Genomic DNA, 20,215 nt, shown 5'->3' with positions numbered 1-20,215 from the left:
AACGGATGACCGCCCCATTCCTTTTTGCAGATCGAGCCGCAAGGCGCTCCGTTTTCGTATTTTTGGTCTCGACCTGCTGCGCAGTCGTCCGCGCTGCTAAACTCGAATCACGAAGACCGCTTGCGCCACCAGAGGAAATAATGACGCTTGCTCACGCACGACAAAGCGGCGTAGATGTCTGGATCGTCCAGCTTCCGGGGCACGTTCCCTATGCCTACACACACCTCAAGCGGGTATTCTCGTCCGACGACTCTCGCCATCGGGTCGTGACGATCGACCTGAGGAAACTGCTTGCCTGCGCGGACCGCGACACCACCGACTATGTGCTGCCGTCCGTCCAGTACTGGGCGCCTGGAAAAGCCGCGGGCATTCGCGAATTCCTCGATCCGAGCCGGGACCGGATTCCGGACATGCCGTTCATCACGTTTCGCGAGACGAGAACGCGAACGTTGCTCGGCATTCCCGGCCTGTCGAAAATCGGCGTCGCATCGTTCCGCAACGGCCAGCATCGCGCGCGCTATCTCGCCTATGCTGGCGCGACGATCTTGCCCGTCGAAATTCACGAGACCGAAGCCGATTTGCTTGTGCGGTATTGCGGCGAGTGATCGCAAAATCCGTTCGGCTTTCCCCTGACGCGATGCCATAGCGGCCGGCTGCGGCTGCACTCGCGTGCGGCCGAGCGCCGATGCCGACAAGCATTCAAGCGTGGATCGCGTAAATCCGGTCCGTGACTTCCGTCTGGCCGATGCGACACGTTTCGACACCGGCCAATTGCCAGCCGTTGTGTTCGTAGAACCCGATCGCACGCACGTTGTCCTCCAGCACCTGCAGATGGACCTTGGCCACGCCGATCGAGCGAGCCCATGCGCGAACGGCTTCGATCATGCGCTTGCCCGTGCCGCCGCCGTGATGCGAAGGATGAACGTGCAGGCAGTCGAGCAGCACACCCAGCGCCGGATCGACGGGGCGCTCTGCGCTGACGAAGCCGACGGGTTCGCCGTTCGACTCGGCGATCAGTACGAGGCCCCATTCACTCTCGTTGCGATCGAAATAGTTGCGCCACCGGACCGCGTGCTCAGTCGGCACCTCGTCGGACAGATAGGCGGCCGGAAGGATGTGGCTATAGGCGGTTTGCCAGCTCAGCGTGTGCAGGCGAGCGATGTGGTTCGCGTCGTGGGGCGTCGCGGCGCGCAGTGTGACCCGGGTGTCCGGCATCGGTAGCCACTCCTTCTGTAGGTTCTCTTGATCGGCCTGTGTCGTCGCAAAATATACCGTGCTTTGCGGGATGATATTTCGCAGGGCTTGTCGGCGGGTCGGCGGCGAGCGGGCAAAAAAAATCCCGACACCTTCTCCGGTCGTCGGGATCGAACGGCCCTGCAAAGCATGAGGGCACGAGGAAGGTCCTACATTACACGCATGCAAGACTGTTGCGCTTTGTCGGTTTGCGCCAAGCCCCTGTTCGATTCCGCCAATCAGCCGGTTACGGGCGGCCGTAAACGAAAAAAGCCTGCTCGCGTTTGGCGCGAGCAGGCAAGAAAACGGATCAGCATTCGAGGCACGAGGGCTGTCCAGAGAAGATAACGGCACGGCGAGCGGGAACCTTAGGCGGGAAGAGAAACGTCGCGGGAACAGGTGCGAACGTTGTCAGCACAACGACAAGGAAACGCGATACGAAGCAGGCCCGGGGGCCTCGTCGCATCGTCCGAGGTCTCATATTCGGTATCGACGTCATATCGCCCGAGCGACTCGATTTATGCGAGAGCTCTTTTGACGCGCACGAGGCCGAAATGGCATCGTGGTTGATTCGTTGAATACGAGGATGCTACTTCGCTTCGTTAAAGACGTCATGACTAAGACACACGTTGGCTGTGTCAGAACGCCAGAAAGCAAAAAGCCCGGCTCATTGAGCCGGGCTTTTTGCTTGAATTTGTTGGGGTGGCTGATGGGACTCGAACCCACGACGACAGGAATCACAATCCTGGACTCTACCAACTGAGCTACAGCCACCACTGATACTGCTTGCTTCGTTTCGCTGTTGTGTTTCAGCAGCGAAGAACAAGATTATACGAACACTTTTGAATCTTGCAAAGCATTTTTTTCAAAAATTTCTTCGGCTGCGTTCAGATGCGCGCGTGCCTCGTCGAACACGGCCAGATCGCCGCGTGCGAGCTTCTTGTTGTCGGACAGCACACGACGCCAGCCACGCGCACCCGGCATGCCGCGATACAGCCCGAGTGCGTGCCGCACGATCGCGCCGAGGTAGGTGCCGCGCTTCAGTTCGGCCGCGCAATACGCGATCAGTTGCGCTTCGGCCGCTTCGCGCGTCGGCACCGCTGCGCTCGATCCGTAGAAGCGCGCATCGACCTCCGCCAGCACGTACGGGTTGTGATACGCCTCGCGGCCGAGCATCACGCCGTCGACGTGCTCCAGATGCCGCGCGACTTCATCGAGCGTCGTGATGCCGCCGTTGATCACGATCTCCAGCGACGGAAAATCGCGCTTCAGCCGATACGCATAGTCGTACTTGAGCGGCGGGATCTCGCGATTCTCCTTCGGCGACAGCCCCTTCAGGATCGCATTGCGGGCATGCACGACGAACGTTTCGCAACCGGCCTCGGCCACCGTGCCGACGAAATCGCGCACGAACGCGTAGTCCTCGACCGCATCGACGCCGATCCGGTGCTTGACCGTCACCGGCACCGACACCGCATCGCACATCGCCTTCACGCAGTCGGCGACGAGTTGCGGCTCGTTCATCAGGCATGCACCGAACGCACCGCGTTGCACGCGCTCGGACGGGCACCCGCAATTCAGGTTGATTTCGTCGTAGCCCCACTGCTCGCCGAGCTTCGCCGCGCGCGCGAGGTCGCCCCGCTCGCTGCCGCCCAATTGCAGCGCGACCGGCGATTCGCTCGGCGTGAACGCAAGATGCCGCTGGGCATCGCCGAACAACAGCGCGCCCGTCGTGATCATCTCCGTATACAGCCACGTATTGCGCGTCAGCGTGCGGTGGAACGACCGGCAATGACGGTCGGTCCAGTCGAGCATCGGCGCGACGGATACGCGGCGGGGAGGAAGCGAAGGCGAAACGGACATGGAATTCGGGTACAGGCCAGGCGGCACGGAAACAACCCCATATTTTACCGCAAGACCGGCCATACCAACCCGACACGTGCGCTACCGGTCGTCCAGCTCCGCATCGACCGCCCGGCGTGCCTCGTCGAACACGCGCTCGATCACGCGCCGCTCGGTCAGCAGCACCCCGTCGATCTTGACCAGCCGCCAGTCGATCCGCACGGCATCGCCCCGCAGCACGCGGTAGTGCGCGTGCTCGCCGTCCCAGACCTGCTCGGTCTTCACCTCGATCTCGAAGCCGCGGTACGGCTCGCTGAAATCGCCGAGGTCGCTGCCTCTCGGTTCCATCGCACGCCTCCGTGGCGACGCCGCGCCGGGCCGCGTGCGCGGCCGGCGCCGCGCGCTCAATCGTATTCATCTGACAAAAAGGACCGGCCATCGGCCGTCAGGTCGACCCGGTCGGCCGTCGCCTGATAGATCAGCCCGTCGTTCAGCAACGCGTAGATAACGTCATTGAACGCGGCGGGAACCGGCCGGCTGTCGCCGAACTGGTCGATCCATTTCAGCGCCTCGATGGCTTCGGGGGAAAGGATGGGGGTCATGCGTTCGCCTCCGGCATCGGTGTCGTTCCATCCTAGCACTTCGTCCGGCAGTCGAATACCGAGGCAAACGCGCTGCGCGAATGCAATGCGGCGCCGCCGGGCACGTTGCCTGCCCGGCGGCGCCGCACCGAGGCTCGACCCGCGCTCAGAGACGCGCGATCGAGACTTCCGTCGACTTCACGAGCGCGACGACTTCGGCGCCGACCTTCAGTTCGAGTTCGTCCACCGAACGGGTGGTGATCACCGACGTGACGATGCCGAACGGCGTCTCGACGTCGACTTCGGAAACCACCGACCCGCGAATGATCTCCTTGACCTTGCCCTTGAACTGGTTACGTACGTTGATTGCGGTGATGCTCATCGGGATGATCGCTCCGAAGAAAAAAGTCTCAGAACGGGCGGCCGGAGCCGCCCGGAATTAAACGGCCCAGCGGATCTGCCCGACCGGTCGAACCTTGTCTGCTTCATGCTCCGTGTCTTGATCGGCCGCGCCGGGCCCGCCGGCGAGCACGCGTTTCAGCACGCGATCCTCGAGCGCCGCGAAGGCAGCCGACGCGCGGGCACGCGGCCGGTCGAGCGGCACCGGCTGGTCGAGCGCCACCCGCCCCTGCTCGATCAGCAGGATGCGGTCGCCGAGCGCCACGGCTTCCTGCACGTCGTGCGTGACGAGCAGCGCGGTGAATCGATGCTCGCGCCACAGGCGCTCGATCAGCGCGTGCATTTCGATGCGGGTCAGCGCATCGAGTGCGCCGAGCGGCTCGTCGAGCAGCAGCAGTTGCGGCCGGTGCACGAGCGCACGGGCCAGTGCGACGCGCTGCCGCTGCCCGCCCGACAGTTGCGCGGGCCAGTCGTTCGCGCGTTCCAGCAGCCCGACTTCGTCGAGCACCGCGCGGGCCTGGTCGCGCGCGCCGCGGCCGAGGCCCAGCATCACGTTCTGCAGCACGGTCTTCCACGGCAGCAGACGCGCGTCCTGGTACATGATCCGCGTATCGAGCACGCCGCCGCCCTCGCCGTGCGTCACGAGCGCGCCGCTGCTCGGCTGCTCGAGTCCCGCGACGAGACGCAGCAGCGTCGATTTCCCGCAGCCGCTGCGGCCGACGATCGCGACGAAGCTGCCGCGCGCGATGTTCAACTCGACGTTGTCGAGCACCGTGCGGGCGCCGAAGCGCTTGCTGACGCCCGACAGCGTGACCGCGTCGTCGGATGCCGGACCGCCCCCGCGCCGCCGCGCGAGCGGCACGACCGATGCGCTGCCGTCACGTTCGAGGATCGCCGCATCGCGCGCGTCGCCGTCCGCGACGCGGGCCTGCGCCAGTTCGGCCTCGAGGTCTGCGCCGGCGAGCGGCCCATAGGCGGCCGCTGAAGTCGTCGCGTTCATGCCTTTGCTCCTGATTGATAGGCGGGGTGCCAGCGCAGCGTCACGCGCTCGATCGATTTCGCCAGCACATCGGCCAGCTTGCCGAGCACCGCGTACAGCAGGATGCCGACCACCACCACGTCGGTTTGCAGGAATTCACGCGCGTTCATCGTCATGTAGCCGATGCCCGACTGGGCGGAGATCGTTTCCGCGACGATCAGCATCACCCACATCAGCCCGAGCGCGAAACGCACGCCGACGAGAATCGACGGCAACGCGCCCGGCAGGATCACGTCGCGGTACAGCGCGAAGCCGCGCACGCCGTAGCTCTTCGCCATCTCGATCAGGTTCGCGTCGACCGAGCGGATCCCGTGATACGTATTGATGTAGACGGGGAAGAACACGCCGAGCGCGACGAGGAACAGCTTCGCCTTCTCGTCGATGCCGAACCACAGGATCACGAGCGGGATCATCGCGAGCGCCGGGATGTTGCGGATCATCTGGATCGTCGAGTCGAGCGCGACCTCGGCGGCCTTCGACAGCCCGGTCGCGAGCCCCAGCGCGAGACCGACGCCGCCGCCGATCGCGAAGCCGAACAGCGCGCGCCACGTGCTCACTTTCACGTTCGCCCACATTTCGCCCGACGTCACGAGCGACCAGGCCGCGCGCACGACCGCCACCGGCTCGGGCAGCACGCGGGTCGACAGCCAGCCGGTGCGCGCACCGACTTCCCACACCACCAGCAATGCGAGCGGCACGAGCCACGGCGCAACGCCGCGCCACGCGCGGGCGGCCACGGCGACGCCCGTCGTCGACGTTTTCGTTGTCATCGCAAGCCTCCGTCGCTCAGCTCTGGCTCGTCTTCGGCAGATAGTTGTTGCCGACGATCTCGCCGAACGGCCCCGACAGCGGACCAGCCGCCTTCTCGACACCCTTGCCCTTGATCAGCGGGAACACGAGTTCCGCGAAGCGATACGACTCCTCGAGGTGCGGATAGCCGGACAGGATGAACGTCTCGATGCCGAGATCCGCGTATTCGCGCATGCGTTCCGCGACCTGCTCGGGATTGCCCACGAGCGCCGTGCCCGCGCCGCCGCGCACGAGCCCCACGCCGGCCCACAGGTTCGGATAGACCTCGAGCGCCTCGCGGCCGCCGCGCTTGCCGCCGTGCAGCGCGGCCATCCGGCGCTGGCCTTCCGAATCCATGTTCGCGAACGCCTTCTGCGCCCGCGCGATCGTGTCGTCGTCGAGCCGGCTGATCAACCGCTCGGCGTCACGCCATGCCTCGTCCTCGGTCTCGCGCACGATCACGTGCAGGCGGATGCCGAACTTGATCTTGCGGCCGCGCGCGTCGGCACGGGCGCGGATGTCGGCGATCTTCTTCGCGACGGCCTCGGGCGGCTCGCCCCACGTCAGGTAGGTATCGATGTGATCGGCGGCAATCGCGTGAGCGGCCGGCGACGAGCCGCCGAACCACAGCGGCGGATGCGGATGTTGCACGGGCGGATAAAGCGCCTTGCCGCCTTTCGACTGCAGGTGCTTGCCGATGTAGTCGAATCCGCCGTTGTCATGCGACGCGGTCAGCAGCCCGCGCCAGATGTTCAGGAAATCGTCGGTGATCTCGTAGCGCGTGTCGTGATCGGCGAACAGACCGTCGCCTTCGAGCTCGGCCGCATCGCCGCCCGTGACGACGTTGATCAGCAGGCGGCCGCCCGACAGACGGTCGAACGTCGCGGCCATCCGCGCGGCCAGCCCCGGCGAAGCGATGCCGGGACGCACGGCGACCAGGAACTTCAGGCGCTGTGTCGCCGGAATCAGGCTCGACGCGACGACCCACGCATCCTCGCAGGAACGGCCGGTCGGCAGCAGCACGCCGTCGTAGCCGAGCGTGTCCGCCGCCACGGCGACCTGCTTGAAGTAATCGTAGTCCGCGGCGCGCGCGCCTTCGGCCGTGCCGAGATAGCGGCTGTCGCCATGCGTGGGGATAAACCAGAACACATTCATCTGCTGCTCCTGCTTGACTGTCACTGCCGAAATTTGAAAAAAACATCGCCCTGCTCGCGTCGCGGATGAGCGACGCATGCATGGTGTGCATTCGAATCGGGATGGCTCGCCGGTCAGGCCGTGCCGCGGACGAGGACGCGATTGCACGGCTGTTTCTGGGAAATCAGTCTAGGGATCGGTACAGGGCTTTGGAACGATTTTTTTGAGCTTAGGTTTTCCGCTTTCGTGATTAGCACGACGCTGGAGCGAATATCGTCGCGGCCGGGCCCTATAATGGCGCACCTATCCGAATAACTCCGCGCGCCCGGCCCCCGCCGTGCGCGCCTGCGGTGCACTCATCGATGCAGAAAGTCATCCTGCCCTTCCTGTCCGGCTTCCTGGCCGCACTGTTCTTCCGCGAGGCCACGCTCGCCCTCCTTCACACGGCCGACCTGATCGCCGCAACCGGCTTCTCGACACAACCGTTCGCGCCGCTCGGCATTCCTGAATTCGTCGCGAATGCGCTGATCAGCGCGTGCTGCGCGATTCCGATGGCGTGGTTGCTGCGCGTGTCGCCGGAACGCGAAGCATCGTGGATCGGCGCGCTCGTGTTCGGCGGCATCGTGCTGACGGCCGCCCGCGTGTTCGCGATCGATCCGCTGCGCGGCATCTGGCCGTCGGGCAACATGATGCCCGTGCTCGCGGCCGGCTTCGCGGCGAATGCGGTGTGGGGTTTCGGCGCGCTCGTGTTCATGCGCGCGTTCATGTCCGACGACGCGGGCGACGAGTAACGCCGGCGCGGGCTGCGCGCCCTTCGGTCGCGCCCGCCCGACGTCGTTCATGAAAAAGGCCGCGTGCATGATGCACGCGGCCTTTTCGTTTCCATGTTGCGCGTCGATCGGCTCGCGCGCGTCAGCCTGATCGACGTCAGTCCTTCAGCTTGCGCAGCGGATGCGCGTCGGGCGTCCACGGGCTGTCGAACATCGCGAGCACGTCGGCGCGCCGGACGTCGGCAGCCGACTTGAAACGCCACACGGGCTGGTGATCCTTGTCGACGATCAGCGCGCGCACGCCTTCGATCACGTCGCCGCGCGCGAAGGTCGAGCGCGTGAGATCGAGATCGCGCCGCAGGCAATCGGCCATCGTCGCGCCGCGCGCGCGTTCGACGACTTCGAGCGACACGGCCATCGACAGCGGCGACAACTGCTCGCGCATCGCGTGGGTCGCCTTCTCGACCCACCCGTCGACCGCCGCGCAATCCTGTTCGGCGTCGAGCGACGCGAGGATCGCGTTGATGTCCGGCTGCGCGAAATGCCGGTCGATCCCGGCACGCGCATCGGCGAGCGCCGACGTGCCGGGCGTCGGCACGACCTTGTGTGCGGCAGCCGCGTCGGTCACGCACGCGACGGCCTGCGCGCCGCTGTCGATGCGCGCGGTGCGCAGCGTGTCGAGCAGCGCCGGCAGTGCGGCATCGGGCAGATAGACGTCGGCGAGTTGCGCGTACAGCGCACCGGCCGCGTCGAGCGTCGCGCCGGTCACCGCGAGATAGCGGCCGATCGCGCCGGGCGTGCGCGCGAGAAACCAGCTCATCCCGACGTCCGGGAACAGGCCGATGCGCGTTTCGGGCATCGCCATCTTCGTCGAGTCGGTCACGACGCGCAGGCCGCCCGTATGCCGCGCCGCCTGCGAAATCCCCATGCCGCCGCCCATCACGACGCCGTGCATCAGCGCGATGTACGGCTTCGGATACGTGAAGATCGCATGGTTCAGCGTGTATTCGTCGATGAAGAACGTGTCGACCGCGTCGCGGTCGCCGCGCTGCCACGCGTCGTGGAAGAAGCGTACGTCGCCGCCCGCGCAGAATGCGCGCGGATGCGGGCTGTGCACGACGACCGCGATGACGTCGGGGTCGTCGCGCCACGCGTCGAGCGCCTGCTGCATCAGCCGGATCATGCCGACCGACAGCGCATTCAGCGCCTTCGGCCGGTTCAGTTCGAGAAAGCCGATGCGGTTCGCGACATACGCGAGCACATCGGGCTGGGCGGATTCGGCGGAAGCGGCGGCGGAAGAAGAATCGGTCATGAAGGTCGTCCGGCAAACGGCAGTCGCACGCTCAATGCGCCTGCATTTTCGAGAACAGGTTCAGCACCACGACACCGGCGATGATCAGCCCGAGGCCGATCACCGCCGGCACGTCCGGCACCTGGCGATAGAGCAGCATCGCGACGAGCGTGATCAGCACGATGCCGGCGCCCGACCAGACTGCATAGATGATGCCGACGGGCATCGTGCGTAACGTGAGGGACAGGCAGTAGAACGCGACGCCGTAACCGGCGACGACGAGCACCGACGGCCACAAGCGCGTGAAGCCGTCCGCCGCGCGCAGCGCGGACGTGCCGATCACTTCCGCGACGATCGCGATCGCGAGCCATGCGTAACCGGGCAATTGCATCGCTCAGCTCCGTGCGAGGGCCAGTACCGCGTAGTCGTGACCGAGCTCGGCGCACAGCGCCTCGACGACGAACTCGTGGTCCGCGCGCTGCGGCAGCCCGGACGCGGTAATCGAGCCGATCACGCCGGCGCCGGCGACGGTCAACGGAAACGAACCGCCGTGCGACGCATAGTCGGCGGCCGGCAGCCCGTGCTTGTCCGCGAGCGTCGCGCCGGCCTGCTGCATGCGCAGGCCGATTGCGTACGAGCTGCGGCGGAAATGCGCGACGACGTTGCGCTTGCGGCGCACCCAGTCGGCGTTGTCCGGCGTCGCGCCGGCGAGCGCGGCGTAGAACAGCGGCTGGCCGAACGTGACGATATCGATCGCGATCGCATGACCGCGGGACGTCGCGAGCGCATGCATCCGGTTGCCGAGCGCCCACGCGCGGGCCGGGTCGAAATGGGGAAACACGAGCGCCTGTTCCTGCGCGCCGATCGATTGCAGATCGTGAGCGATGTCCATGAATCCGTCGATGCAGTAATGAGAATCGCAGCGGCGCCGATGCGATCGCGCAGGGCCGCTGCCGGGATGGCGACACAAACCGCTCGATTCTAGCGCACGCGCCTCTCCGTACCGGCCCCACCCACGCTCGCGACGCGATCGTCAGAAAACAGTTGCGCGCATCCGGGTTAGCCCATATAATTCATTCCTTCGACGGACGCGGGGTGGAGCAGTCTGGCAGCTCGTCGGGCTCATAACCCGAAGGTCGTAGGTTCAAATCCTACCCCCGCAACCAACCGTCCAGAATGTCGCAAAAAGCCCGGCCTCGCGCCGGGCTTTTTGTTTTCGCGCGCCCGGACGCCGCGCGCGCTTCGCGCACGCGCGCGCCGTTTCGCCCGACACGCCGCCGCCTGCGCAGGCGTTCAAGAATGCCGCGGCCCGGTGATACACTCGCATCACCTCGTCCCTTCCACTCGACATGAAATTCTGCTCCGTCTGCGGCCACGAAGTCCTCGCGCGCATTCCTCCGGGCGACAACCGCGAACGCTTCGTCTGCGATCACTGCGGCACGATCCACTATCAGAATCCGCGCAACGTCGTCGGCACGGTGCCGGTCTGGGGCGACCAGATCCTGCTGTGCCGCCGTGCGATCGAACCGCGCTACGGATTCTGGACGCTGCCGGCCGGTTTCATGGAAATGGGCGAGACGACCGCGGAAGCCGCCGCGCGCGAAACGCTCGAGGAAGCCGGCGCGCGCGTCGAGGTGCAGAACCTGTTCACGCTGCTCAACGTACCGCACGTACATCAGGTCCACCTGTTCTACCTTGCGCGGCTCACCGATCCGGGTTTCGAAGCCGGCGAGGAAAGCCTCGAAGTGAAACTGTTCGACGAAGCCGACATCCCGTGGGACGAGATCGCGTTTCCGACCGTCAGCCAGACGCTGCGCTTCTTCTTCGCCGATCGGGCCGCCGGCGACTACGGCGTGCACACCGGCGATATCTTCCGCTCGCTGCGCAACGGCTGAGCCCCTGCCCATGGTTCCCTGGCTCGGCCCGGACGATCCGTTTCCGTCCATCGAACGCGCGCTCGGGCCCGCGACCGGCGCGCCCGGGCTGCTCGCCGCGAGCGCCGACCTGCTGCCGTCGCGCCTCATCGACGCCTACCGGCGCGGCATCTTCCCGTGGTACTCGGACGGCCAGCCGGTGCTGTGGTGGAGCCCCGACCCGCGCATGATTCTGGTGCCGGCCGAATTCAAGGTATCGCCGTCGCTGCGCAAGACGCTGAAGCGCGTGCTGCGCGCGCCGGAATGGGAAGTGCGCGTCGATCACGACTTTCCCGGCGTGATGCGCGCGTGCGCGCAGGCGCCGCGCCGCGGGCAGCGCGGCACCTGGATCACCGCCGAGATCATCGACGCCTATACCTCGCTCTACCGCTCCGGCAACGCGCACAGCATCGAAACGTGGCGCGACGGACGCCGCGTCGGCGGCCTCTATGGCGTGTCGTTCGGCCGGATGTTTTTCGGCGAGTCGATGTATGCGGACGTGACCGATGCGTCGAAAATCGCGCTGGCCGCGCTCATCGCGCACCTTCGCGACCAGGGGCTGGAAATGATAGACTGCCAGCAGAACACGTCGCATCTAGCGTCGCTCGGCGGCCGCGAGATCGCACGCAAGGCCTTTGTCGCTCACGTGCGCAGCGCGGTAGCCGAACCGCCGATTCCGTGGCAGTTCGACAAGCGCGTGCTCGCCGCGCTGACGAGCCCCGCCGAAACGGCGGCGCCCACCGGGAGCGAGCGCTAGCGCGGCACTCCTTCCCTGCATCGAGAGCTGCCCATGACTCACCCGACTGAGCTGCCGCTTTCACCGCTTTCGGCGCTGCAATTCTATGCAACGGCGCCCTATCCGTGCAGCTATCTGGACGGCCGCATCGCACGCTCGCAAGTCGCGACGCCGAGCCACCTGATCAATTCCGACATCTACACCGAACTCGTGAAGGCCGGCTTCCGTCGCTCCGGCGTCTTCACGTACCGCCCGTACTGCGACGGCTGCCGCGCCTGCGTGCCGGTGCGCGTGCCGGTCGGCGAGTTCGCGCCGACGCGCACGCAGCGCAGGATGTGGAAGCGGCACCGCACGCTGGTCGCAACGGTGTCGCCGCTGCACTACGACGAAGAGCACTACGCGCTCTACATGCGCTACCAGTCCGCGCGCCACGCGGGCGGCGGCATGGATCGCGACAGCCGCGACCAGTATGAACAGTTCCTGCTGCAAAGCCGGATCAACTCGCGCCTCGTCGAATTCCGCGACCTCGACGCACCGGGCGGCGAACCCGGCAAGCTGCGGATGGTCAGCATGATCGACATCCTCGGCGACGGGCTGTCGTCGGTCTACACGTTCTTCGAGCCGGACGACCGGCACACGAGCTACGGCACCTACAACATCCTGTGGCAGATCGAGCAGGCGAAGAGCCTCGGGCTGCCCTACGTGTACCTCGGCTACTGGATTCGCGAGAGCCCGAAGATGGCCTACAAGGCGAACTTCCATCCGCTCGAGGGGCTGATCGACGGCCGCTGGAAGACGCTCGATCCGGAGCGGGTCGACCTGCCGCCCGTCGACGCGGCGCTGGCGCGCGCGCCATTGCCGGGCGGACATTCCGGCTCGGGCTGACGCGCGTCGCGGCGGCTACGAAGCGAAGCACGCCCGTGCCGCGCAACTCCCGGTAAAATAGCGGGTTGTCATTCATTTCGGCCGTCCGCCCCATTCCCGTGTTCAGTTCCCTCTATCCGCTGGCCCGCGCATCCCTGTTCAAAATGGATGCGGAAGACGCTCACCACCTTACGCTGCGCGCGCTCGGCGCGGCCGGCCGCACCGGCCTCGCCTGCGCGCTGTCGGCCCGCGTGCCCGACGCGCCGCGCACCGTGATGGGGCTCACGTTCCGCAACCCGGTCGGCCTCGCGGCCGGCCTCGACAAGGACGGCGCGGCCATCGACGGCCTCGCGGCGCTCGGCTTCGGCTTCATCGAGGTCGGCACGGTCACGCCGCGCCCGCAGCCCGGCAACCCGCGCCCGCGGATGTTCCGGCTGCCGCAGGCCGAAGCGCTGATCAACCGGATGGGCTTCAACAACCACGGCGTCGACCAGTTCGTGAAGAACGTGCAGGCCGCCCGCTATCGCGGCATCCTGGGCCTGAACATCGGCAAGAACGCCGACACGCCGATCGAACGCGCGGCCGAGGATTACCTGTACTGCCTCGAGCGCGTGTACCCGTTCGCGAGCTACGTGACGATCAACATCTCGTCGCCGAACACGAAGAACCTGCGCCAGTTGCAGGGTGCAGGCGAGCTCGACGCGCTGCTCGCCGCGCTGAAGGACAAGCAGCGGCGCCTCGCCGACCTGCACGGCAAGCTCGTGCCGCTCGCGCTGAAGATCGCGCCCGATCTCGACGACGAGCAGGTCAAGGAAATCGGCGACACGCTGCTGCGCCACAAGATCGAAGCGGTGATCGCCACCAATACGACGCTGTCGCGCGCGGCCGTCCAGGGCCTGCCGCACGCGGACGAAGCCGGCGGCCTGTCGGGCCGCCCCGTGTTCGACGCGTCGAACGAAGTGATCCGCAAGCTGCACGCCGAGGTCGGCAACGACGTGCCGATCATCGGTGTCGGCGGCATTTTCTCGGGCGAGGACGCCCGTGCGAAGCTGGCGGCCGGCGCGGCGCTCGTCCAGCTCTATACCGGCTTCATCTATCGCGGCCCGGCGCTCGTGTCGGAATGCGTGAAGGCGATCGCCCGCGAACGCAGCGCGTAATATAGCCATAAACAAACTGTATTTAGCCATCGATAGCGTTTTTGCTATCATCGCACCCATATCAGAATCATTGACCCGGACAGGGCAAGGACACACACGATGAAATTTTCGCTGTTGAAGAAGCTGCTGGTTGCCGGCGTGATCGGCACGTCGTTCGCTGCGGCAACCGCCCACGCGGCCGACCTCCTCGACCAGGTCAAACAACGCGGCACGCTGCGCGTCGGCCTCGAAGGCACGTTCCCGCCGTTCAACTCGAAGAACCCGCAAGGCGAACTCGTCGGCTTCGACGTCGACATCGCGAAGGCCGTCGCCGCGAAGCTCGGCGTGAAGGCCGAGTTCGTGACGACCGAATGGAGCGGCATCATCGCGGGCCTGCAGGCCGGCAAGTTCGACGTGATCGTCAACCAGGTCGGCATCACCGACAAGCGCAAGGAAACGCTCGACTTCTCGCCCGCGTACACGTACTCGTCCGCGCAGTTGATCCAGCGCAAGGACGACACGCGCGAGTTCAAGTCGCTGGAAGACCTGAAGGGCAAGAAGCTCGGCGTCGCGCTCGGCACCAACTACATGGACATGGCGAAGTCGGTGCCCGGCATCGATGTGAAGACGTACCCGGGCGCGCCCGAGTACCTGCGCGATCTCGCGGCCGGTCGCCTCGACGCGGCGCTCAACGACCGCCTGATGCTCGCGTACCTGACGAAGAATTCCCAGCTGTCGCTGCGCCCGGGCGCGAACGTCGGCTCGGCGAACCCGTCGGGCATCCCGTTCAAGAAGGGCAACCCGAAGTTTCAGAAGGCGATCGACGACGCGATGGCGCAACTCGAAGCCGACGGCACGTTCACGAAGATCTCCGACAAGTGGTTCGGCATCGACGTGACGAAACCGATCAAGTAAGCACGCCTGCATTTCCCGCCTGACGGCGGGCCGGAAAGGGCGGCATCCGCAACGATGCCGCCCTTTGTTTTATCGGTCCGGTTTATGATTGCGCTTTCGCGCACGCATTCGCTTCGTATTCCATGTCGACAACGTCCCTGCTCGTCCAATCGCTGCCGGTGCTCGCCCAGGGTGCCGTACTGACCGTCAAGTTCGCCGTGCTGTCGATGGTGTTCGGCCTGCTTGGCGCGGTCGTGCTCGCGATGATGGGCATCCGGCAGAGCGAAGCGCTCGACGGCTTCGAGCGCATCTGGGTCAATGCGCTCGCGTGGCTGGCGCGCGCGTACGTGAGCCTGATGCGCGGCACGCCGCTGCTCGTGCAGATCTTCGTCATCTATTACGGGCTGCCGAGCCTCGGCATCTCGCTCGACCCGACGCCGGCCGGCGTCATCGCGCTGTCCGCGAACGTCGCGGCGTACATGTCGGAAAGCATGCGCGGCGCGATCAACGGGATCGCGCGCGGCCAGTGGCTCGCCGCGTACAGCCTCGGGCTGTCGTGGGGCCAGACGCTGCGCTACGTGATCGGCCCGCAGGCGCTGCGCATCGCGGTGCCGAGCCTGTCGAACAGCCTGATCAGCCTGATCAAGGACACGTCGCTCGTGTCGGTGATCACCGTGACCGAACTGCTGCGCAGCGCGCAGGAAGTGATCGCCGCGACCTATCAGCCGCTGCCGCTCTATCTCGCCGCCGCGGCCGTGTACTGGATCCTGTGCCAGATTCTCGAATGGGTGCAGCGCTGGTACGAAAAGCGCCTGTCGCTGCCGTCGCGGCACTGAGCCACGCCGTTACGCCGGGCCGCGATCGCGGGCCCGGCGCCCTCCTTCCCGCCTGTTCCGCCTATTCGCCCGAATAGCGCACGCCGAGCACGGCGCGCGCCGCATCGGTCATCGCGATCATCTGCCGCGAATGGTCGTGCGTCATGATCGGGCTTTCGGTCTCGCCCGCGCGCAGCAGGTCGCAGAAATGCGCGGCTTCGTAGTTCAGCCCGCCGCCCGCGGCCGGTGCGTCGAGTTCGACGGTGCGCCCGTCCGCATAGCGGATCGTCGCACGCTCGGGGTTCCACCACTTCTCGTGAATCGTCACGTGGCCGCCGGCGGCCGCGATCAGCGCGTCGCCGCGCCCCATCACGTCGAGCCCGCAAAAGAGCTGCGCGATCCCGCCGTTCGCATGCACGCTGTTCAGGCTCGCGAACAGGTCGACACCCGTCGCACCGACGCGGCCGAGCGTCTGCACGTCGCGCGCCGCGCCAAGCCAGTCGACGGCGAGAAACGCCTCGTAGATGCCGATATCGAGCAGCGCGCCGCCCGCGCGATCGAGCCGATAGACGGAATGATCGTCCGGCACCGACGACGAGGCGCAGCCCGCCCGCACGAGCCGGATCTCGCCGATCGGATCGTCACGCAAGTGCGCACGCAGTTGACGGTACAGCGGGAAGAATGGCGGCTTCATCGCCTCCATGAAGAGCCGCCCGGCATCGCGCGCCGCGTGCAGCACCGTGTCGAGTTGCGCGGCGTTCAGCGCCGCGGGTTTCTCGCACAGCACGGCCTTGCCGGCAGCCAGCGCGGCCAGCGAGTACTGCGCATGACTGTCATGGAGCGTCGCGATGTAGACCGCGTCGATCTCGCTCGCGAGGAGCGCGTCGAAGCGCGCGGCGGGCGTGCCGCCGTATGTCTCGCAGAAGGCGGCCGCTGCATCGGCGCGGCGGGCCCAGACGCCGGCGAGCGTGGCGCCCGGCACGTGTGCAAGGCTTTGCGCGAAGCGGCGCGCAATGCCGCCTGCACCGACGATGCCGAAGCGCACCGGGCGATGGTCGTTGTCGTTCATCCTGATCTTCCGTGTCGGTCGTATGACGGTTGCCGGCACGCTGCCGGCCGGCCGTCATGATAAACGGCCCGGCGGCACACGGATGAGCGACGCGCATGACGTCAGGCGCGTACCGGCACGTCGACCGAGAAATCGCGCGAAATCTCGTCCGCGCTGAAATCGATCAGCGCGAGCGACGCCGCTTCGGCTTCGCGCGGGTCGCGCCGCTCGATCGCATCGACGACGCGCGCATGCGCCTTCACCGCGATGTCGTGCGCGCCTTCCTTCTGCACGACGCGCGGATTCACGAGACGCACTGCGCCGCGCACGATCGCCGCCATCTGCTGGAAGAACTGGTTGCCGCTCGCCTGGACGATCCGCGTGTGCAGCAGCTCGTCCGCCGTGTCGTAGCCGGCGTCGCCCGGCTGCAGCACCTTGAACGCATCGAACGCTTCGCGAATGCCCGCGATGTCGGCCGCCGTCGCACGCACCGCCGCCTGCGCGGTCGCACGCGGCTCGATCAGCATCCGGAATTCGATGACGTCGCGCATGAACTGCGGATCGGGCTTTGCCCGAAATCGCCAGCTCACGACGTCCTCGTCGATCATCCGCCAGTCGCGCATCGGCCGCACGCGCGTACCGACTTTCGGACGCACGTCGAGCATGTCGCGCGCAAGCAACATCGACAACGCTTCTCGCATGACCGTGCGGCTCACGTCGAACTCTTTCGACAGCACGTCCTGTGGCGGCAAGATGCCGCCGTACTTGTCTTCGACGATACCCGCGACAAGCCCATCCATCACTTTGGCGACCAGTGACCGGTCTTTGCCCTGCTCCATGACACCTCCCCGTGCGTCGATTTGCGAACACCTGCTCCGCAGTTCCGCCGGCCCTGGTTACTACTCTGTTCTTATGATCTATAAGTTGATGAGTTCGACGATATTTCGCTATCTGGTAAACACCTGACAGGGTTATCCCTCTTTTGAACGAGGTGATTTATACGGCTAAAAAAAAGGCCCGGGAAGCGCGCCGCGCCTGCCGGACCCCGGTTTCCACAAGATTTAACCATCCAATCCATGACGGCCGATACCGCGCCGTTACGGACTGCTTCTCATTCAGATTCAGCCAGCCGGATAAACGATCGTTTCGACGCCGTTTTCCGTGCCGAGCAAGCACAGATTCGCGCCGCGTTCGGCGAACAGGCCGACGGTCACGACGCCCGGCCATGCGTTCACCTGTGCTTCGAAACCACGCGGATCGGCGATCTGCAGGCCCTTCACGTCGATGATCTCGTTGCCGTTGTCGGTGATATACGGCGCGCCGTCCTTCGTCACGCGCAGCACGGGCACGCCGCCGAGCGCGGTCACGCGCCGGCCGATCGCCGTGCGCGCCATCGGCACGACCTCGATCGGCAGCGGGAACGCGCCGAGCACCGGCACGCGCTTGCTGGCGTCCGCGATGCAGACGAACGTGTCGGCCACCGACGCGACGATCTTCTCGCGCGTCAGCGCGCCGCCGCCACCCTTGATCATCGCGCCGCCGGCGTCGATCTCGTCGGCGCCGTCGACGTACACCTGAAGCGACTCGATCTCGTTCAGGTCGAACACCTTGATGCCGTGCGATTTCAGGCGTTCGGTCGTGGCGACCGAGCTCGACACGGCGCCGCGATAGCGCGATTTGACGGCGGCGAGCGCGTCGATGAAGCAGTTGGCGGTCGAGCCGGTGCCGACACCGATCACGGCGCCTTCCGGCACGTTCTGGATCACGTAATCGGCGGCGGCCTGGCCGACGAGGCGTTTGAGTTCGTCTTGAGTCATGGCGTGGTAATGCTGCGGGATGGCGAAAAACCGCCAGTTTACCGGAGTCGGTGGGCGCCCCCGCGTTTTTCGGCACGCGCCGCGCCGCGTATTCAGCGCGTGTCGGCCGCCGGTGCGGGGTCCGCCGCTGGCGCGCCGGGGAAGTACTTGTCGAGCAGCGCCTGCGCGATCGCGTCGCTTTCCGCGTCCGGATTGCCCGCGTAATCGGACGGCCTGAAATGCATCTGGAACGCCGCGAACACGCGTTGCGTGCGCGTGTCGAGCACGCCGTCGGTCGGCACGTCGTAGCCGTAGCGCGCGAGCTTGAGCTGCAGTTCGCGCACGTCGACCGGCGCGTGCGGGTCGCGCCCGCCGAGCCGCGCGGCGACGGTCGCGTCGTCCGGCCATGCGCCGACGCCGGCTTGCGCGAGCGTATGCCACGGAAACAGCGGCCCGGGATCGATCTTGCGTTGCGGCGCGATGTCGCTGTGCCCGACCACACGCGTCGGCGCAATCCCGTAGCGCGCGACGATGTCCTTCGACAGACGGATCAGCGCGTCGACCTGTTCGGGCGGATACGGCTGCCAGGTGCGCCGCTGCGCGTCGAGCGGGCCGCGGTTCACGTTCTCGATGCCGATCGACACCGCGTTCAGCTCGGTCGTGCCCTGCCACTCGCTGACGCCCGCGTGCCACGCGCGCCGCGCTTCCGGAACGAGCTGGTAGACGACGGGCATCCCGCGCTCGGTGCGCGGCTGCGGCGGGATGACGTAATGCACGCTGACCGACTCGCCGGTCAGCGTGCGCAGCGATTTCGTCTCGTCGCTTTCGGTGTAATGCATCACGAGAAAGCGGATCCGCGAATCTGCGCCGCGCGCGTGCAGGCTCGTGTCGGCATAGTAGGCGTCGCGCTCGACGAGCGACGGCGACGTGCAGGCCGCGAGCAGGCCGAGCACGGCGCAGGAAACGCCAACACGAAACAGGGTCATCGGTCGCGAGTTCCGGAGAGCCGCGTGCCGCGTTGCATCGCGGCACGCGTCGTTCGGGTCATTCGACGCCCGCGCGTCGCGCGCGGGACGGATCGGGTCGGCGCCGGGGGCAGCCGCGGGCTCAGCCCTTCACGCGCCGCTGGCGCACGGCTTCGTACAGGCACACGCCGCTGGCGACCGACACGTTCAGGCTTTCCACGCTGCCGGCCATCGGGATGCTCATCACTTCGTCGCAGGTGTCGCGCGTGAGCCGGCGCATGCCCTCGCCTTCCGCGCCCATCACGAGCGCGACGGGGCCGTCGAGCTTTGTATCGTAGAGCGTCGCCGAAGCTTCGTCCGACGTGCCGATGATCCACACGCCGGCTTCCTTCAGCTCGCGCAGCGCGCGGGCGAGGTTCGTCACCGTGATGTACGGCACCGTATCCGCCGCGCCGCTCGCCACCTTGGCAGCGGTCGCGTTGAGGCCGACCGCCCGGTCGCGCGGCGCGATCACCGCGTGCGCGCCGGCCGAATCGGCGACCCGCAGGCACGCGCCGAGGTTGTGCGGATCGGTGACGCCGTCGAGCACGAGCAGCAGCGCGGGCCCGTTGATGCCGTCGAGCAGCTCGGACAGGTTCTGCGCGAGCGGCATGTCCTCGACGCGCGCGACGACGCCCTGGTGGCGCTCGGTGTGCGCGAGGCCCCACAGGCGCGTTTCGTCGGCCGCGATCAGCCGCACGCCCGCTTCCTTCGCGGTGTGCAGGAAGTCCTGCATGCGGCGGTCGCGGCGCGTCTGGTCGTACAGCACCTCCGCCACCGTCGATGCATCGTGCCGCAAACGTGCGGTCACCGCATGAAAACCGTAAAGAACCTTCAGACGTGACATGACTGGAACAACCTTCGATCAAACGTGCGGCCGCGCGACGTGCGCAGCCGCGATCCATGGAAAAGGAAAGCGCCGCGTGGCCGG

The 20,215-nt window shown here is 66.5% G+C and carries 24 protein-coding genes and 2 tRNA genes; 9 read left to right on the top strand and 17 right to left on the bottom strand.

Features of this window, described 5'->3' with window-relative positions:
- The first annotated feature begins 140 nt into the window (after window positions 1-140).
- Window positions 141-605, top strand: a complete 465-nt coding sequence (locus A9Z05_RS31140) for a hypothetical protein (RefSeq protein WP_069621422.1) — start codon at window positions 141-143, stop codon at window positions 603-605.
- Window positions 606-699: 94 nt separating this feature from the next.
- Here the strand turns inward: A9Z05_RS31140 and A9Z05_RS31135 are convergent, their stop codons facing one another.
- The 9 genes from A9Z05_RS31135 to ssuD form a co-directional block, all read right to left on the bottom strand.
- Entirely contained in the window at window positions 700-1,215 is a 516-nt protein-coding gene (locus tag A9Z05_RS31135; protein ID WP_069621421.1) for a GNAT family N-acetyltransferase, read from the bottom strand.
- A gap of 716 nt (window positions 1,216-1,931) precedes the next feature.
- A tRNA-His gene (locus A9Z05_RS31130) sits at window positions 1,932-2,007 on the bottom strand.
- A 54-nt stretch (window positions 2,008-2,061) separates the two neighbouring features.
- On the bottom strand, window positions 2,062-3,048 hold the full coding sequence (dusA, locus tag A9Z05_RS31125; protein WP_069621420.1) for a tRNA dihydrouridine(20/20a) synthase DusA: 987 nt from the start codon (window positions 3,046-3,048) through the stop codon (window positions 2,062-2,064).
- A gap of 129 nt (window positions 3,049-3,177) precedes the next feature.
- Window positions 3,178-3,423 (bottom strand): hypothetical protein, encoded by a 246-nt coding sequence (locus A9Z05_RS31120; RefSeq protein ID WP_069621419.1) that lies wholly within the window; start codon window positions 3,421-3,423, stop codon window positions 3,178-3,180.
- A gap of 56 nt (window positions 3,424-3,479) precedes the next feature.
- Window positions 3,480-3,677 carry a hypothetical protein gene (locus A9Z05_RS31115; protein ID WP_050012556.1) on the bottom strand — a complete coding sequence of 66 codons (198 nt, stop codon included), beginning with the start codon at window positions 3,675-3,677 and terminating at the stop codon, window positions 3,480-3,482.
- Between the two features lie 145 nt (window positions 3,678-3,822).
- Window positions 3,823-4,038 (bottom strand): molybdopterin-binding protein, encoded by a 216-nt coding sequence (locus A9Z05_RS31110; RefSeq protein WP_006476104.1) that lies wholly within the window; start codon window positions 4,036-4,038, stop codon window positions 3,823-3,825.
- Window positions 4,039-4,095: 57 nt separating this feature from the next.
- On the bottom strand, window positions 4,096-5,055 hold the full coding sequence (locus tag A9Z05_RS31105; RefSeq protein ID WP_069621418.1) for an ATP-binding cassette domain-containing protein: 960 nt from the start codon (window positions 5,053-5,055) through the stop codon (window positions 4,096-4,098).
- Window positions 5,052-5,864 carry an aliphatic sulfonate ABC transporter permease SsuC gene (gene ssuC, locus A9Z05_RS31100; RefSeq protein ID WP_059584307.1) on the bottom strand — a complete coding sequence of 271 codons (813 nt, stop codon included), beginning with the start codon at window positions 5,862-5,864 and terminating at the stop codon, window positions 5,052-5,054. Before ssuC ends, A9Z05_RS31105 begins: the two co-directional genes overlap by 4 nt.
- A gap of 16 nt (window positions 5,865-5,880) precedes the next feature.
- Window positions 5,881-7,038, bottom strand: coding sequence for an FMNH2-dependent alkanesulfonate monooxygenase (ssuD, locus tag A9Z05_RS31095; protein WP_069621417.1), 1,158 nt, complete (start codon window positions 7,036-7,038; stop codon window positions 5,881-5,883).
- Between the two features lie 341 nt (window positions 7,039-7,379).
- Here ssuD and A9Z05_RS31090 point away from each other — a divergent pair, with 341 nt between their 5' ends.
- Window positions 7,380-7,808, top strand: a complete 429-nt coding sequence (locus A9Z05_RS31090; protein WP_006484223.1) for a hypothetical protein — start codon at window positions 7,380-7,382, stop codon at window positions 7,806-7,808.
- 136 nt (window positions 7,809-7,944) lie between these two features.
- On the opposite strand, the gene A9Z05_RS31085 is transcribed toward A9Z05_RS31090, so the two are convergent.
- The 3 genes from A9Z05_RS31085 to A9Z05_RS31075 are packed head-to-tail and all read right to left on the bottom strand — an operon-like array spanning window position 7,945 to window position 9,970.
- Window positions 7,945-9,099, bottom strand: a complete 1,155-nt coding sequence (locus A9Z05_RS31085; RefSeq protein WP_069621416.1) for an enoyl-CoA hydratase/isomerase family protein — start codon at window positions 9,097-9,099, stop codon at window positions 7,945-7,947.
- Window positions 9,100-9,130: 31 nt separating this feature from the next.
- The gene (locus A9Z05_RS31080) at window positions 9,131-9,463 is read right to left on the bottom strand and encodes a multidrug efflux SMR transporter (protein ID WP_371090929.1); all 333 of its coding nucleotides are present in this window, start codon (window positions 9,461-9,463) and stop codon (window positions 9,131-9,133) included.
- Between the two features lie 9 nt (window positions 9,464-9,472).
- A complete protein-coding gene (locus A9Z05_RS31075; RefSeq protein ID WP_069621415.1) occupies window positions 9,473-9,970 on the bottom strand; it encodes a heme-degrading domain-containing protein in 498 nt (165 codons plus the stop codon).
- A 197-nt stretch (window positions 9,971-10,167) separates the two neighbouring features.
- Here A9Z05_RS31075 and A9Z05_RS31070 point away from each other — a divergent pair.
- The 7 genes from A9Z05_RS31070 (at window position 10,168) to A9Z05_RS31040 (ending at window position 15,457) form a co-directional block, all read left to right on the top strand.
- Window positions 10,168-10,244, top strand: a tRNA-Met gene (locus tag A9Z05_RS31070).
- Window positions 10,245-10,427: 183 nt separating this feature from the next.
- Complete coding sequence (locus A9Z05_RS31065; protein WP_006476111.1) at window positions 10,428-10,973, top strand: NUDIX hydrolase; 546 nt, start codon at window positions 10,428-10,430, stop codon at window positions 10,971-10,973.
- Between the two features lie 10 nt (window positions 10,974-10,983).
- Window positions 10,984-11,748 (top strand): leucyl/phenylalanyl-tRNA--protein transferase, encoded by a 765-nt coding sequence (gene aat, locus A9Z05_RS31060; protein WP_069621414.1) that lies wholly within the window; start codon window positions 10,984-10,986, stop codon window positions 11,746-11,748.
- 33 nt (window positions 11,749-11,781) lie between these two features.
- A complete protein-coding gene (locus tag A9Z05_RS31055) occupies window positions 11,782-12,612 on the top strand; it encodes an arginyltransferase (protein ID WP_069621413.1) in 831 nt (276 codons plus the stop codon).
- A 98-nt stretch (window positions 12,613-12,710) separates the two neighbouring features.
- Complete coding sequence (locus A9Z05_RS31050) at window positions 12,711-13,748, top strand: quinone-dependent dihydroorotate dehydrogenase (RefSeq protein WP_069621471.1); 1,038 nt, start codon at window positions 12,711-12,713, stop codon at window positions 13,746-13,748.
- Window positions 13,749-13,847: 99 nt separating this feature from the next.
- The gene (locus A9Z05_RS31045; RefSeq protein WP_069621412.1) at window positions 13,848-14,642 is read left to right on the top strand and encodes a cystine ABC transporter substrate-binding protein; all 795 of its coding nucleotides are present in this window, start codon (window positions 13,848-13,850) and stop codon (window positions 14,640-14,642) included.
- 122 nt (window positions 14,643-14,764) lie between these two features.
- Window positions 14,765-15,457 (top strand): amino acid ABC transporter permease, encoded by a 693-nt coding sequence (locus A9Z05_RS31040; RefSeq protein WP_006484207.1) that lies wholly within the window; start codon window positions 14,765-14,767, stop codon window positions 15,455-15,457.
- Between the two features lie 61 nt (window positions 15,458-15,518).
- Here A9Z05_RS31040 and A9Z05_RS31035 read toward each other — a convergent pair whose 3' ends face one another.
- From A9Z05_RS31035 to rlmB, 5 genes are all read right to left on the bottom strand, one after another.
- A complete protein-coding gene (locus A9Z05_RS31035) occupies window positions 15,519-16,505 on the bottom strand; it encodes a Gfo/Idh/MocA family protein (RefSeq protein WP_069621411.1) in 987 nt (328 codons plus the stop codon).
- 101 nt (window positions 16,506-16,606) lie between these two features.
- On the bottom strand, window positions 16,607-17,323 hold the full coding sequence (locus A9Z05_RS31030; protein ID WP_069621410.1) for a FadR/GntR family transcriptional regulator: 717 nt from the start codon (window positions 17,321-17,323) through the stop codon (window positions 16,607-16,609).
- Between the two features lie 282 nt (window positions 17,324-17,605).
- Window positions 17,606-18,301 carry a ribose-5-phosphate isomerase RpiA gene (rpiA, locus tag A9Z05_RS31025; RefSeq protein WP_069621409.1) on the bottom strand — a complete coding sequence of 232 codons (696 nt, stop codon included), beginning with the start codon at window positions 18,299-18,301 and terminating at the stop codon, window positions 17,606-17,608.
- A 92-nt stretch (window positions 18,302-18,393) separates the two neighbouring features.
- Complete coding sequence (locus A9Z05_RS31020; protein WP_069621408.1) at window positions 18,394-19,266, bottom strand: N-acetylmuramoyl-L-alanine amidase; 873 nt, start codon at window positions 19,264-19,266, stop codon at window positions 18,394-18,396.
- 121 nt (window positions 19,267-19,387) lie between these two features.
- On the bottom strand, window positions 19,388-20,131 hold the full coding sequence (gene rlmB / locus A9Z05_RS31015) for a 23S rRNA (guanosine(2251)-2'-O)-methyltransferase RlmB (protein WP_050012544.1): 744 nt from the start codon (window positions 20,129-20,131) through the stop codon (window positions 19,388-19,390).
- Window positions 20,132-20,215: the final 84 nt, after the last annotated feature.

Origin of the sequence: Burkholderia sp. A2 (genome assembly GCF_001729305.1) — a bacterium.
Classification (GTDB): Bacteria; Pseudomonadota; Gammaproteobacteria; order Burkholderiales; family Burkholderiaceae; genus Burkholderia; species Burkholderia sola.
The sequence above is the reverse complement of the archived record's forward strand: the minus strand, read 5'-3'. Positions and strand labels throughout refer to the sequence as shown.

What these genes read in the sequence shown, in the direction of transcription:
- A9Z05_RS31140 (WP_069621422.1), top strand. Translation starts at nt 141, where the DNA reads ATGACGCTTGCTCACGCACGACAAAGCGGCGTAGATGTCTGGATCGTC.
- A9Z05_RS31135 (WP_069621421.1), bottom strand. Translation starts at nt 1,215, where the DNA reads ATGCCGGACACCCGGGTCACACTGCGCGCCGCGACGCCCCACGACGCG.
- dusA (WP_069621420.1), bottom strand. Translation starts at nt 3,048, where the DNA reads ATGCTCGACTGGACCGACCGTCATTGCCGGTCGTTCCACCGCACGCTG.
- A9Z05_RS31120 (WP_069621419.1), bottom strand. Translation starts at nt 3,423, where the DNA reads ATGGAACCGAGAGGCAGCGACCTCGGCGATTTCAGCGAGCCGTACCGC.
- A9Z05_RS31115 (WP_050012556.1), bottom strand. Translation starts at nt 3,677, where the DNA reads ATGACCCCCATCCTTTCCCCCGAAGCCATCGAGGCGCTGAAATGGATC.
- A9Z05_RS31110 (WP_006476104.1), bottom strand. Translation starts at nt 4,038, where the DNA reads ATGAGCATCACCGCAATCAACGTACGTAACCAGTTCAAGGGCAAGGTC.
- A9Z05_RS31105 (WP_069621418.1), bottom strand. Translation starts at nt 5,055, where the DNA reads ATGAACGCGACGACTTCAGCGGCCGCCTATGGGCCGCTCGCCGGCGCA.
- ssuC (WP_059584307.1), bottom strand. Translation starts at nt 5,864, where the DNA reads ATGACAACGAAAACGTCGACGACGGGCGTCGCCGTGGCCGCCCGCGCG.
- ssuD (WP_069621417.1), bottom strand. Translation starts at nt 7,038, where the DNA reads ATGAATGTGTTCTGGTTTATCCCCACGCATGGCGACAGCCGCTATCTC.
- A9Z05_RS31090 (WP_006484223.1), top strand. Translation starts at nt 7,380, where the DNA reads ATGCAGAAAGTCATCCTGCCCTTCCTGTCCGGCTTCCTGGCCGCACTG.
- A9Z05_RS31085 (WP_069621416.1), bottom strand. Translation starts at nt 9,099, where the DNA reads ATGACCGATTCTTCTTCCGCCGCCGCTTCCGCCGAATCCGCCCAGCCC.
- A9Z05_RS31075 (WP_069621415.1), bottom strand. Translation starts at nt 9,970, where the DNA reads ATGGACATCGCTCACGATCTGCAATCGATCGGCGCGCAGGAACAGGCG.
- A9Z05_RS31065 (WP_006476111.1), top strand. Translation starts at nt 10,428, where the DNA reads ATGAAATTCTGCTCCGTCTGCGGCCACGAAGTCCTCGCGCGCATTCCT.
- aat (WP_069621414.1), top strand. Translation starts at nt 10,984, where the DNA reads ATGGTTCCCTGGCTCGGCCCGGACGATCCGTTTCCGTCCATCGAACGC.
- A9Z05_RS31055 (WP_069621413.1), top strand. Translation starts at nt 11,782, where the DNA reads ATGACTCACCCGACTGAGCTGCCGCTTTCACCGCTTTCGGCGCTGCAA.
- A9Z05_RS31045 (WP_069621412.1), top strand. Translation starts at nt 13,848, where the DNA reads ATGAAATTTTCGCTGTTGAAGAAGCTGCTGGTTGCCGGCGTGATCGGC.
- A9Z05_RS31040 (WP_006484207.1), top strand. Translation starts at nt 14,765, where the DNA reads ATGTCGACAACGTCCCTGCTCGTCCAATCGCTGCCGGTGCTCGCCCAG.
- A9Z05_RS31035 (WP_069621411.1), bottom strand. Translation starts at nt 16,505, where the DNA reads ATGAACGACAACGACCATCGCCCGGTGCGCTTCGGCATCGTCGGTGCA.
- A9Z05_RS31030 (WP_069621410.1), bottom strand. Translation starts at nt 17,323, where the DNA reads ATGGAGCAGGGCAAAGACCGGTCACTGGTCGCCAAAGTGATGGATGGG.
- rpiA (WP_069621409.1), bottom strand. Translation starts at nt 18,301, where the DNA reads ATGACTCAAGACGAACTCAAACGCCTCGTCGGCCAGGCCGCCGCCGAT.
- A9Z05_RS31020 (WP_069621408.1), bottom strand. Translation starts at nt 19,266, where the DNA reads ATGACCCTGTTTCGTGTTGGCGTTTCCTGCGCCGTGCTCGGCCTGCTC.
- rlmB (WP_050012544.1), bottom strand. Translation starts at nt 20,131, where the DNA reads ATGTCACGTCTGAAGGTTCTTTACGGTTTTCATGCGGTGACCGCACGT.